At 42.1% G+C, this 12,966-nt stretch carries 9 protein-coding genes; 4 read left to right on the top strand and 5 right to left on the bottom strand.

Going from position 1 to position 12,966, the window contains the following annotated elements; translation table 11 throughout:
• The first annotated feature begins 76 nt into the window (after positions 1–76).
• The gene (locus NH153_RS05065; RefSeq protein ID WP_063701666.1) at positions 77–2,233 is read left to right on the top strand and encodes a YjbH domain-containing protein; all 2,157 of its coding nucleotides are present in this window, start codon (positions 77–79) and stop codon (positions 2,231–2,233) included.
• 83 nt (positions 2,234–2,316) lie between these two features.
• On the opposite strand, the gene NH153_RS05060 is transcribed toward NH153_RS05065, so the two are convergent.
• The 4 genes from NH153_RS05060 to NH153_RS05045 form a co-directional block, all read right to left on the bottom strand.
• Entirely contained in the window at positions 2,317–2,664 is a 348-nt protein-coding gene (locus NH153_RS05060) for a four helix bundle protein (protein ID WP_063701664.1), read from the bottom strand.
• 89 nt (positions 2,665–2,753) lie between these two features.
• Complete coding sequence (locus NH153_RS05055) at positions 2,754–4,157, bottom strand: MBL fold metallo-hydrolase RNA specificity domain-containing protein (protein WP_063701662.1); 1,404 nt, start codon at positions 4,155–4,157, stop codon at positions 2,754–2,756.
• Between the two features lie 458 nt (positions 4,158–4,615).
• On the bottom strand, positions 4,616–5,695 hold the full coding sequence (locus NH153_RS05050) for a phosphotransferase enzyme family protein (protein WP_063701660.1): 1,080 nt from the start codon (positions 5,693–5,695) through the stop codon (positions 4,616–4,618).
• 41 nt (positions 5,696–5,736) lie between these two features.
• Positions 5,737–6,624, bottom strand: a complete 888-nt coding sequence (locus tag NH153_RS05045) for an NTP transferase domain-containing protein (protein ID WP_063701658.1) — start codon at positions 6,622–6,624, stop codon at positions 5,737–5,739.
• A gap of 320 nt (positions 6,625–6,944) precedes the next feature.
• Here NH153_RS05045 and NH153_RS05040 point away from each other — a divergent pair, with 320 nt between their 5' ends.
• The 3 genes from NH153_RS05040 (at position 6,945) to mutT (ending at position 11,478) form a co-directional block, all read left to right on the top strand.
• On the top strand, positions 6,945–7,418 hold the full coding sequence (locus NH153_RS05040) for a DUF721 domain-containing protein (protein WP_063701656.1): 474 nt from the start codon (positions 6,945–6,947) through the stop codon (positions 7,416–7,418).
• 887 nt (positions 7,419–8,305) lie between these two features.
• Complete coding sequence (gene secA / locus NH153_RS05030) at positions 8,306–11,014, top strand: preprotein translocase subunit SecA (RefSeq protein WP_063701652.1); 2,709 nt, start codon at positions 8,306–8,308, stop codon at positions 11,012–11,014.
• A 62-nt stretch (positions 11,015–11,076) separates the two neighbouring features.
• Positions 11,077–11,478: an 8-oxo-dGTP diphosphatase MutT gene (gene mutT, locus NH153_RS05025; protein WP_063701650.1), complete on the top strand. Its 402-nt coding sequence runs from the start codon at positions 11,077–11,079 to the stop codon at positions 11,476–11,478.
• 271 nt (positions 11,479–11,749) lie between these two features.
• On the opposite strand, the gene NH153_RS05020 is transcribed toward mutT, so the two are convergent.
• A protein-coding gene (locus NH153_RS05020) for an IS3 family transposase (RefSeq protein WP_105180735.1) occupies positions 11,750–12,921 on the bottom strand; the annotation gives its coding sequence in 2 pieces (ribosomal slippage) (positions 11,750–12,648 and positions 12,648–12,921; 1,173 coding nt in all).
• Between the last annotated feature and the right edge of the window lie 45 nt (positions 12,922–12,966).

Genomic DNA, 12,966 nt, shown 5'->3' with positions numbered 1-12,966 from the left:
AACTTCTCGTTTTTCACTTCTAATGTTATATTTAATCTAATTTAAGGATTTTTATAATTTTAACTCGGAATAGTTTATGTCTAAACTAAATGTCTTTTTAGGTAGTGCAATAGCTCTAAGTTCACCACTTGTTTTTGCTGAACAAATTAATTCTCATCAATCTTTCGTTGGTTATACTGGCCTAATTAATACCCCTAATGCTGAGGTTCAAGATAAAGGGATTGTAGGGTTTGGATACAATAATCAGCTAGATTACTATGGTGTAAAGTATAAGGATGGTCATAACTTTATAGTGAGCGCAGGTTTATTTGAAGGTTTAGAAGTCAGCGGTCTCATTGCTTCAGAGACTATGCATGATAAGTTTTTTGGCCCAAATTCCAGTTGGCAAATTCGTGATTTATCTTTTAATGCTAAGTATCAAATTCCTTATATTCCAAAAGATTGGTTTACCTTAGCTATTGGCGGCAAGGATATTGGTGGTGTAGCTAACCATTATGAAACCTATTATGCTGTAGCCTCAAAAGAGCTTTGGGACTTTAGGTTTTCTGCAGGTATAAGTACTAGCGAAAGAGCAAAGCAGAGAAAACGAGTTAATGAGCAGATGAATGGTGCTTTTGCTGGTGTTGAATGGCAAGCGCTAAGTTGGTTAAGTCTATTAGCTGAATATGATGCATCATCATTTAATAGCGCCGTTAAAGTAACCATTCCTAAAAAGTGGCTTTATGATATTGGCGAGTTAACCTTTACCAGCCGTTTTTATAGTGATGCTGATTACTCAGATGAAGACACCTATTGGGGCGTTAACTTTAGTATGCCGCTTTCGAGTGAAGATAAACAAAATTATAAAAAAGTTGAAGCAGCCCCTTATGTAGCACCAGTTTCAACTCAACCAATAGCTAAAATTGATGACCATGGTATCGGTTTTATACAAACTGCAATGGCGCCAGAATTAGCTGAACAAGCAAAGGCCCTTACAGTAGCAAGTGTAAAACAATCACCAACAGCCAATACGCAAAAACTAGCCAACTCAACTTTAAATAGCCAAGTGATCGAATTAAAACAAGCACTGATTAACGATGGCTTTGAAAATATAGTGGTTGGTTATAACCTGAATACCGTATTCGTAAACTTTGAAAACTCGGTATTTAACCGCAACGACATTGATGCAATTGGTGTTGTACTTGGCCGTATTGCTGAAAGTGTAACTAACGAAAGCACTCACTTTAATGTACAGCTTTCTAAAACAGACATCCCTTTAATTGCGATTCAGGGCAAGGTTGAAAACTATCGCTTATTTATCGAAAAAGGTGTAAGCCCTGATTTAAATGTACAGCAAGGCAAAGCGAGTATTCCTGAAGGTGTAGTATGGGCAGGTAAAGCAGAGGCAAGCCCCTACTTTAAACCGCGCTTAACTTTAAGCCCTGCTTTATCTAATACTTATGCCACAGAGTTTGGCGTATTTGACTACTCTGTAGGCTTGCGTGCCGAGCTTGACGTGCCGCTTTGGCAAGGGGGTGGTATAAAGGTCACAGGCCAAACCATTTTAGATGAAAGCAGCGACTTTGAAGATAATGGTGTATTTGATAATTACAGCCTTGATGAAGGTATTGTAAATGCAATGCTGCATCAAACCTTTGCACTGCCGTATGGCTTTTATAACCAAACGCAAATTGGTTTCTTTAAAGACTATTTTGATTACAAAGCCATTATTAACGAAACAGCTTGGTTAAGCCCAGAAGGTCGCCACAAAGTAAGTGCTAAAATTGCTTATTTTGATTATGCAGATTATCGTGCCTCGCGTGAGTACGAAACACTGACATACCAATACAACTGGGTAGAGCAAGATATTACTTTTCATGCTACGGCTGGCAAGTATTTTTATGGTGACAGTGGCGTGAAGCTTGAAAGTCGTTTTTGGTTTGGTGATAGCTACATAGCAGTATTCTATGAGGATACCGAAGCGCAAAAAGCGGGGGTTGGCTTGAGTATCCCACTTACACCACGTAAAGATATGAAAGTCACACCGTTTGGCCAGTTAAAAGGCCGTGATATTTGGCGTATTGGCCTATCAACACAAATTGGTGAAGTAAATAGACTGGTGTTCAACCAAGGTTACGCTCCTTCTACACAAGTCTCTTTAGACAATACAATGTTTAAACGCGGTCGTTTAACTTCGAGCTATATTTATAGCAACCTAGCGCGAATGAAAGAAGCGTATGAGAGTTATAAATAGTAGCGACTCGCAGTAGCGAGGCGAGAGACGAGATTCGAGTCAAACATAAGAAGTCAGATATTAGAGGTTAGTGGTTAGAGCCACTAACTTCTATTATCAAACTGTTGTTTTAGACCCGTTAACATGGCCCCTAACTCTTTGGTTTCTGATATCCAATACAATGCTTTTTCACGTTCTAAGTAGCCTATCTCCAGGCCTATATAAATTTGTGTTCTTGTTTCTGCAAGCGAAGATCTCGCGATATCTATAAACCGACTTTTCTCTTTGTAACTTTCACGACTAACTCCTTCAGCAATGTTGCTAGGCACTGATAAGCCTGAGCGGGTTAACTGATCTCTAAAGCCGAAGTCTTTTAATTCATTTGTTGATTTGTAAATTTCAGCACTTAATCGTGCAGACCGTTTCCATACATCTAGATTTTCAAAGTTCATAACTAACTCCTTGTATTGACTAACCACTAACCACTAACCACTAACCACTAACCACTAACCACTAACCACTAACCACTAACCACTAACCACTAACCATTAACCACTATTTCTACTCTTTCGCCTAACTCTGCTTTAAGCTTTTCTGCTAGTGTCTGTTTGGCTTGCTCATCGCCGTGGACGATTTTGATTAAACTTGGCTTTTTGCGCATACCGGTGACAAATCTGATAAGTCCTTTTTGATCTGCATGGGCGCTGTAGCCGCTAATGGTATGAATTTGCGCTTTAATCATGACTTTTTGATTATCGATAAATACATAGCCGCCGCGTGGGCCGTATTTTTGAATATCTCGGCCTAATGTTCCTTGCCCTTGGTAGCCAACAAAAATGACATCGGTTGTTTTGTCTGGCAAAAACCGTTCTAGGTAATTAACAATTCTGCCGCCATTACACATACCGCTGGCGGCAATGATTATTGCTGGTTGCTGTTTGGAGGTTAAAAAGTTAATCAGGGCAAGGTGTTCTTGGTGGCTATCAATGGTGTGTAGCTGCTTAAAGTCGAGCGGGTGGCGACCTTGTTTTACGCGTTTTTTTGCTTCGTTATCCCATAGCGCTTTAAAGTGTAAATATTCATTCGTGAAATTAGCTGCCATTGGCGAATCTACAATAATTTGCAGTTTATGCCACATAGAACGTTTGCTTGCAGAGTGAATAAGCTGTTCAAACTCATAGAGTAGCTCCTGAGTTCGGCCAATGCTAAAGGCGGGTATGAGTACCACGCCATTATCGCTGACGGCACGTTCTATAACCTTTTTAAGAACGGCTACGCGCTCTTTACGACCTTGATGGTTTTTATCACCATAGGTTGACTCAATAACTAATGTATCGGCGCGGTAAGGTGGTTTTGGCGTTGGTAATAATGGCGTATAAGGTGCACCCAAATCACCAGAAAATACCACTCTATGCGTGTTTGGTTTTTTACCTAGCTCAATTTCAACATAGGCAGACCCTAAAATGTGCCCGGCACGTTGCAGGCGGATTTTATATAAGGGGTTTTGATTACTTGAGGCTACTTTTTCGGGGCTAAAGCCCACTCCTACGGGAATGGAGTACCATGTATTGAAATCGAGAGAGATAATTTGTTGTTTTAGTAACTTTAAGCAAGTGCGGATCATTGCTTCATCGCGAGTTACACCCACTTTTAAGGCATCTTCAATCACCATGGGTAACAACTTGGCGGTAGCAATAGAGGTAAAAATAGGCCCTTTAAAACCAGCTGCCAGTAAGTAGGGTATGCGACCAACATGGTCGATATGACAATGTGTGACAATTAGCGCTTTTACGGTTGATATATCAAACTCAATTGCTAGGTCTTGTTTGCTGTCTTCCCCTTGAAATAGACCGCAATCAACAAGTACAGAATTTGCATCATCAATAAATAGCTGGTGGCAAGACCCTGTTACGCCTTTCACCGCTCCGTGGTGTTTTATATGCATAATAATCTCCTGATTTTAAGCGAGGTTCTAGAATAGAAGTTATTGACTTATAGAGCAATGGGTGAGCGTTCAACTATTCACGGCTAAAGCCGTTTCTACGTTTTGATGTAGGCGCGAAATTTAAGAAGCTTTCAGTTTTTAGCAGTCAGTTTGAAGCTGAATGGTGGCGTTTGTCGGTAATGCATGTAGGAGGTACTTTAGTGCCGAAAATTTAAGGAGCTGTCAGTTTGAAGATCAATTTTGGTTATGCGTTTATAGGTGGGCTGGGTGCTGTATGTCAGACGCGCCAAGCAAGCGTGACGCCTACGGTGGTGTAGGCGTGAAATTTATTTCGCGCGTTATCTTTTTATTGCGCGATGTAAAATCGCGCCTACGATAACTCGCAACTCGCAACTCGCAACTCGCAACTCGCAACTCGCAACTCGCAACTCGCAACTCGCAACTCGCAACTCGCAACTCTAACCTTTATTTATCTCTAAAATCGCTTTTAACGTATGTTCTTTTTCAAGAATGTCGCGATACAAAGCAAACTGGTTGCGGGCGCGTTCTAGGTTGTGGTTTGCATGTTTGGTGGCAAAGTAATTATCGCCATCAATAAAGTCTGTTAAAAAGCGCAGGCCAATCATGAAAGTCATGACCTTGGTGCCTAGCCAGAAACTTTCTTTTTCGGCATCGGTGATCACATCCTGTAGTGGTTCAACATAACCTTTAACGATGGCGGCGAAGATCTCTTCACGAACACGTACGTTACTTAGGTTGGTTGAATCTTCTTGCTCAGGAGAGCAGAAGGTACGCACCATATCGCCAAAATCAAATAACCAATAGCCAGGCATACAGGTATCGAGGTCGATGACGGCTTTTGCATCATCTGATTGTTTACAAAAAAGCATGTTGTTGATTTTTGTGTCGTTATGACAAGGTCTTAAAGGAATGTTTCCTTCAAGTTGTTTTAGTTCTTCAACAAGTGATTGCTGAGCTAAACAAAAATCGATGTCGTCTTGGCAAAGTGCCATACGGTTTACAGAGTCTTTTACGAGAACTTTTTTGAAAGCATCAAAACGCATTGCTAGGTTATGAAAATCAGGGATCACATGATGCAGCTGATCAGCCTGAAAATCTTGTAATGCCAGCGCGAATTGGCCAAATGCATTGGCCGCAGTTTGTGCTTGCGAGATAGTTGCTACAACATCTTCACTATAACTGCCGCCAATAAATTCGAGTGCACGCCAAACACCTTGATCGCATTCAACTAAAAAGTCATTTTCGATAGTTGGAACATGACGAATAATTTCGAGGCTGTATTCACCATTGTCGTGTTTTTCACTCAGGTGCTGCTCAATGAGCCGTGCATTTTCAACTAGATGCTCAGGATTAGGGAACACGTCGGTATTTAACTTTTGCACAACCAAGGCGTTTTCTTCTGATTTAAGTAACATGGTTGTGTTGATGTGGCCATTGCCAATAGGCTTTAGCGTTACGTTATCTGTGCTTAAGCCAAAGTGCTCAGAAAGATAAGTTGCAACAGGGTTCGACTTCATTAATTTTCCATTACTTATTTTTTGCAAGAAGAGGCGAGGGTCTAATCGTTTAGCTTACGACGTAACTGACATAAAGTGTGTGCTATTGCATCCAGTTCAGCTTTGTAGGTCACGCCATACCATGGCTCTTGTGCAGTATAAACGGTTACAGCTTGGCGGTTATCTTGAATCGCGAGTTGTATCTCATTTGGTAAATAATACTCTTTCGTGACACCGTTGTCAGTATTTTCTAAAAACTCAATAAAGCCTGTTTCTAAGTCATTAAATAAACAGGGTGTTATTCCCCAAAAGCTCATTGAGCCTAGGGCATCATTGGCAATTTGTAATCTTTCACCATGTGGATTGTTGCCTTTTAAAACATTATTTTCGAGTTTGATATCTAGATACTCGACCACATCAGTTAAATGCTGGTGGCTATCAACAGAGCATACACCGCGGTTTACACCACCTTCTTCGGAGAGTGTATCTTTAATCGGGTAACCTACCATCGCCCAATTGCTATGCTGTTTGAAGTGTTCGCTAATAATGGCAAAAGAAGACTCACCGTAATAATCATCGGCTGTAATGACAATAGCAGGGTTATTCACATAAGGTTTTGCGCAAAGTAACGCATGACCTGTGCCCCATGGCTTTTGGCGTTCAGCGGCAAAGTGCTCATAACCATGTGGCAGCGCGTTAATTTGTTGCTCAACTAAGATTACTTCGAGCGATTCAGGTAGGCGCGGTAAAATCGTCGCTTCAAATTCAGCACGAATTTTTTTATTAATGATGATCACCGCTTGGCTCACACCTGCTTTAACCGCATCATGAATACTCAGTTCCATGATGGTACAGCCTAGCCCCGGGATTTCGGCAATTTGTTTGTTTCCGCCAAAGCGGCTACCCAGCCCGCCAGCCAATACGATTAAAGTAAGAGAGTGTTGAGTCATCGCGCAAATCAAATGAAAAACAAAGGAAAAGTGTACCAGAAACACTCACGGGGGAGGAAGAGAAGCTTAAAGCTATAAGTCATAAGTTTTGAGTTGAGCGGTGTTGTTTGTGGGCTCTTTAATGATTTTCCGGTTTGGTGTTGAATGTTAGACGCGCCAAGCAAGCGTGACGCCTACGATAACTCGCACCTCGCACCTCGCATCTCGCACTCGTACCTCGCATCTCGCATCTCGCAACTCTTCCACGAACCTAATAGCTTCATATTTACCTAGATGGTATATTCCCTGTGTGGTGATTAACCCTTTTAGGTAGACGATTAATGGCAAAAGATAGATACGCGCCAAAAGCACTTGGCGATATTATGGCGGGCTTGAGTGGTCGCTTGGCATCTTATGCTGGTAAAACTCAAGGCTTGTCTTCTCAACAAACCATTCTTGATGACTTTTTAGGTGAAACACTTTCAAAAAAATGCCGGGTAAGTAATTACCGTGATGGTACCTTAATGATTGAAGCTGTTTCGGCACCGATTGCACTGCGTTTAAATTACTTAAAAATGGATATGCTTTCGCATTTTCGTGCCGCTGGCATGGTCGAACTTGGGCAAATTAAAATTACCGCAAACCCACAGGCAACCCAGCGCTTATCAGCAACAAATAAGCCAGAAGAAAAGCCTGTTTCTAAACGTCAAATGAGCGAACAAACAGCCGATTACCTCAGCGCCATCGCCGCAGATGCCCCTCCATCTTTAAAAGCTAAGTTAGAGCGTTTAGCGCAACATGGGCGGAAAAAATAAATAAAGCCGTCAGCTTTCAGCTTTTTGCCGAACGGTGTGGTTTGTGAGCCTACCCCGTAGGAGGTACTTTAGTGCCGAAATTTAAGGAGCCGTCAGCTTTCAGCCGTCAGACGTCAGCCGAACTGTGGGGGTGTATGGTGTTGAATTTCCCTCAGCAATAAAACTCTGTAGGAGGCGTTTTAACGCCGAACATCTTTATTTTTTCACGGCTAAAGCCGTTCCTACGTTTTGGTGTAGGCGTGAAACTTAAAGAGCTGTCAGCTTTCAGCTATCAGTTTTGAGCTGAACGGTGCTGTTTGTAGGTTCTTTAATTATTTTCTGGCTTGGTGCTGAGTGCAAGACGCGCCAAGCAAGCGTGACGCCTACGATAACTCGTCCCTTGTATCTCGTCCCTCGCACCTCGTTCCTCGCACCTCGTTCCTCGCACCTCGCACCTCGTTCCTCGCACCTCGTTCCTCGCACCTCGTTCCTCGCACCTCGTTCCTCACATCTCGCACCTCGTTCCTCACATCTCGCATCTCGCATCTCGTCCCTCGCATCTCGTCCCTCGAATCGCCTTTTTTCTCCCCTGATCTTGATTTTATTCTTATTGTCGCCATATCTACTCAGTAGTTTAATTTTCGTGATTTTTTCGGGGTTAAACTAAAGTTTACGGCTGATTTTTAAATTTTCTTGCTGAAAATCCATATCTTCACACACAGAAGGTTTGATGTTGCGCAGACTCTGGTATGATAGCGCACGAAATAAGCGGTGTTTTGAACAGCGTACTGATAAATTGTTAATTAATATGCCCTACATCATGAGCATAAGCGCATATTAATTATCAATTGAAGAAAGTGGGTTAGCTAATGACTAGCTAACAAAGAATATATTGTAACGGTTTTATCATGATATCTAATTTATTTACCAAGATTTTTGGTAGTCGCAATGACCGCACTATTAAAAACCTAAGAAAGACGGTCGCACTGATCAATGCGCTTGAAACGCAATTAGAAGCGCTTTCTGATGAAGATCTAAAAGCAAAAACAGCAGAATTTAGAGAGCGTTACGATAACGGACAAAGCCTAGATGACATTTTACCAGAAGCATTTGCTGTGGTACGTGAAGCATCTAAGCGTGTAAACGGCATGCGTCACTTCGACGTACAGCTACTAGGTGGTATGGTTTTACATCAAGGTCGCATTGCAGAAATGCGTACTGGTGAAGGTAAAACACTAACTGCAACATTACCTGCATACCTTCGCGGTTTAACAGGTAAGGGTGTTCACGTAATTACCGTGAATGACTATCTTGCAAAACGTGACGCCGAAACTAACCGCCCATTATTTGAATTCTTAGGCCTAACAGTTGGCTGTAACGTACCTGGTATGATGCCGCAGCAAAAGAAAATCGCTTACGCTGCTGACATTACTTACGGTACCAATAACGAATTTGGCTTTGATTATCTTCGCGATAACATGGCATTTAGCATTGAAGAACGTGTACAACGCCCACTTTACTACTCAGTAGTGGATGAGGTGGATTCAATCCTAATCGATGAAGCGCGTACGCCGCTAATTATCTCAGGTCCAGCTGAAGACAGCTCTGAGCTTTACATCGAAATCAATAAAATCGTGCCAGAACTTGAGCTACAAGAAAAAGAAGATGAAGAAGGCGTTGAAGGTGACGGCGACTTCACTATCGATGAAAAATCTAAGCAAGTTCACTTAACTGAACGTGGTCAAATTAAAGTAGAAGAACTATTGATTGAGCGAGGCTTAATTCAAGAAGGTGATTCACTTTACTCAGCTTCAAGCATCACATTATTAAGCCATGTGTATGCGGCACTTCGTGCTCACAAGCTATATCAAAAAGACGTTGATTACGTTGTTAAAGAAAACGAAGTTATCATCGTTGATGAGCACACTGGCCGTACAATGGAAGGTCGTCGTTGGTCAGAAGGCTTACACCAAGCTGTTGAAGCGAAAGAAGGTGTACGCATTCAAAACGAAAACCAAACATTGGCATCAATCACATTCCAAAACTACTTCCGTTTATACGAAACACTAGCGGGTATGACAGGTACAGCAGACACAGAAGCGTTTGAGTTCCAGTCTATCTATGGTCTAGATACAGTAGTAATGCCAACTAACAAGCCGATGATCCGTGATGATCGTGCTGACCTTGTCTACTTAACACAAGAAGAAAAGTACGAAGCCATTCTTGCTGATATCAAAGATTGTCAAGAACGCGGCCAACCAGTACTTGTGGGTACTATTTCTATCGAAAGTTCTGAGTACTTATCGCAGTTCTTACGTAAAGAAAAAATTAAGCACAACGTACTAAATGCTAAGTTCCACGCACAAGAAGCTGACATCGTTGCCGATGCAGGTTTACCAGGCACAGTAACCATTGCGACTAACATGGCCGGTCGTGGTACCGATATCGTGTTAGGTGGTAACTGGCACAGCGAAGTTGAAAAGCTAGAAAACCCAACTGATGAACAAATCAAAGCGATTAAAGATGAGTGGCAAAAACGCCACGATGCAGTAATCGAAGCGGGTGGTTTACACATCATTGGTACTGAGCGTCACGAATCTCGTCGTATCGATAACCAGCTACGTGGTCGTTCTGGTCGTCAAGGTGATGCTGGTTCAAGCCGTTTCTACCTATCAATGGACGACGCGCTAATGCGTATCTTCGCTGGTGAGCGCATGACTAACATGATGCGTAAACTAGGTATGCAACGCGGCGAAGCAATTGAGCACCCTTGGGTTAACCGCGCAATCGAAAACGCACAACGTAAAGTTGAAGCACGTAACTTCGACGTTCGTAAACAATTACTTGAGTACGATGATGTAGCAAACGACCAACGTCGTGTTGTTTACTCACAACGTAACGAGCTTCTTGAAGAAGGCGATATTTCAGAAACTATCACTGCCATTCGCAGCGATGTACTAAACGGTACAATTGATCAATACATTGCACCGCAAAGCTTAGCTGAAATGTGGGATATCCCAGGCCTTGAAGAGCGCTTAAAACAAGATTTCTTAATCGAGCTGCCAATTTCACAATGGTTAGCTGACGATAACAAACTATACGAAGAGAAACTTCGTGAGCGTATCGAAGAAGCGGTTGAGCAAGCATACAAGCAAAAAGAAGAGATGGTAGGCGAGTCTGTACTACGTCAATTCGAAAAAGCGATTATGCTACAAAGCCTAGACCAACATTGGAAAGATCATTTAGCTGCGATGGACCACCTTCGTCAAGGTATCCACTTACGTGGTTACGCACAGAAGAATCCTAAGCAAGAGTACAAGCGTGAATCATTCGAACTATTCTCTGAAATGCTTGAGAACTTAAAAATCGACGTTGTGGGTATTTTAAGTAAAGTACAAGTTCGCGCTGAAGAAGATGTTGAGAAAGTTGAAGAGCAACATCGCCGTAGCGAAAATGCACCGCGCGAATACCAACACGAAGAAGCTGAGCACATTGGTGGCGAATTACCTCAAGGTGCTGTAGTAACTCAACGTGCAGAGCCAAAAGTTGGCCGTAACGAGCCGTGCCCTTGTGGTTCAGGTAATAAATTTAAGCAGTGTTGCGGTAAATTAAAATAACCAAAACACGGTGATAAAAAGCGACGCTTGCGTCGCTTTTTTTATGAATAAGGAAACAACAAATGACTAAAAAAGTAGTGCATGTTGCAGTCGGTGTTATTTATAAAGATCAGCAATTATTTATTTGTAAGCGCCCAGACGACAAACATCAAGGCGGCTTATGGGAATTCCCAGGTGGTAAAGTAGAACAGGGCGAAAGCGTGTTTGCAGCGTTACAGCGTGAGCTATTAGAAGAAGTAAACCTAACCGTAAATGGTAGTGAAGAGCTGATGGTTATTGAACATGACTACGGCGATAAATACGTACGCTTAGATGTGCACATTGTTGATGATTTCACTGGCACGGCTCATGGTGCAGAAGGCCAACAAGGTAAATGGGTTGCACTTAGCGAGCTTGATGATTACAGCTTCCCAGCCGCCAATGTTGAGATTATCGAAAAGATAAAGAAAAAGTATCAAGGGTAAATAACCAAAGTTAGCGAGGGGAAGCTTGTAGGTGTGAAGTTTATTAAGCCATCAGCTTTCAGCTGTCAGTTTCTAGCCGAGCGGCATTGTTTGCGGGTTCTTTATTAATTTGCAGACTTGGTGATGAATGTAAGACGCGCCAAGCAAGCGTGACGCCTACGTTTGATGTAGGCGTGAAATTTATTTCGCGCGGTGGTTATATAATAGAGGTTAGTTTTTAGTAGTTAGATTTCAGAAGTCTGATCTGACCCCGATAAAGTAGACACGGGGTTTAATTAAATTGTTCGTACTGCATGGGACTTTTATACCCTAGGGTGCCATGCCTTCTTACTGAGTTGTAGTATTTTTCAATATAAAAATACGTTTGTGTTGTCATTTCACTACGACTCAGTTCATTTAAGTTCTTTATCCACTCCTTTTTATACTGCGCGAAGAAGCTTTCTGAGCATGCGTTATCCCAGCAGTTCCCTTTTCTAGACATACTCACTGTGACACCTCTATTAGTTAACCACTTCACTGTTTCCTTTGCGACATACTGAGCTCCTTGATCTGAATGAAAGAGCAAGTTCGAACCATCAGGTTTGCGTGCTGACCATGCCTTTTTCAGTGTTTTAATAACTAACTCGGCGTTGTTTATCCGGCTTGTTACCCAGCCAACAACCTTACGAGAATACAAATCAAGGATGACGCATAAATACTGCCAACCATCTTTACAGCGTACTTGTGTGATGTCTGATACCCACACAGTATTTGCTGTCTTCACATTAAACTGACGTCGTAGTAAGTTACTCGCTTTGATTGTACCTTCTTTCTTCGCGCGGCTTGTATAGCGTCTCTTACCTGATTTTGAACGATAGCCAACGCTTTGTAATAGTCTCTGCACACGCCCTTTACTGCAATCAAAACCATGTGCTACCGCTGCCTCCCATAGTTTTCTATAGCCAGGGATACAGTGCTCCTGGTCGCTAATATGCTTTAGAAACTTAAGTAACGAACTGTTCTCTTTATGGCGTGTGCTAGGTAATTGCTTTAACCATTTATAATACCCAGCTGGCGACACAGATAACCAACTGCACAACTTCTTCACTGTGCGTTTGGCATCTGTGACCTTGTGGATATATTCGAACCTTATTCTTTTAGGCTGTCGAAGTAGACCTTCGCCTTTTTTAAAACGTCATTCTCCAACTGAGCATCTTCGAGTTGCTTCTCAAGCTTGCGAATTTGGCGTTCTAAATCTGTGTATGACTTGTCTGGGCCTTGGTTCTTTAATGGCTTTGCTGTTTTCTTCTTCGAGGTCATATGACTTCTCCAACTTGATAGCATGTCAGGATGAATTCCGTATTTATTCGCGACCATCTTAACTGTATCTGTGGTGTCTAACGACTCTTGAACGACTTTTATTTTAAATTCGAGCGAATGTTTGCGATATGGTTTTACTTTCATGGTTACTGGCTCCAAAAAGGTGTCTACTTTTATGGAGTCAGATCA

This window comes from Pseudoalteromonas gelatinilytica (genome assembly GCF_001641615.1).
GTDB classification, from domain to species: domain Bacteria; phylum Pseudomonadota; class Gammaproteobacteria; order Enterobacterales; family Alteromonadaceae; genus Pseudoalteromonas; species Pseudoalteromonas gelatinilytica.
The sequence above is the reverse complement of the archived record's forward strand: the minus strand, read 5'-3'. Positions and strand labels throughout refer to the sequence as shown.

Bases quoted from the DNA above. Each gene is read 5' to 3' on its own strand.
- mutT (WP_063701650.1), top strand. From the start codon at position 11,077: ATGACTAAAAAAGTAGTGCATGTTGCAGTCGGTGTTATTTATAAAGAT.
- secA (WP_063701652.1), top strand. From the start codon at position 8,306: ATGATATCTAATTTATTTACCAAGATTTTTGGTAGTCGCAATGACCGC.
- NH153_RS05055 (WP_063701662.1), bottom strand. From the start codon at position 4,157: ATGCATATAAAACACCACGGAGCGGTGAAAGGCGTAACAGGGTCTTGC.
- NH153_RS05040 (WP_063701656.1), top strand. From the start codon at position 6,945: ATGGCAAAAGATAGATACGCGCCAAAAGCACTTGGCGATATTATGGCG.
- NH153_RS05060 (WP_063701664.1), bottom strand. From the start codon at position 2,664: ATGAACTTTGAAAATCTAGATGTATGGAAACGGTCTGCACGATTAAGT.
- NH153_RS05045 (WP_063701658.1), bottom strand. From the start codon at position 6,624: ATGACTCAACACTCTCTTACTTTAATCGTATTGGCTGGCGGGCTGGGT.
- NH153_RS05065 (WP_063701666.1), top strand. From the start codon at position 77: ATGTCTAAACTAAATGTCTTTTTAGGTAGTGCAATAGCTCTAAGTTCA.
- NH153_RS05050 (WP_063701660.1), bottom strand. From the start codon at position 5,695: ATGAAGTCGAACCCTGTTGCAACTTATCTTTCTGAGCACTTTGGCTTA.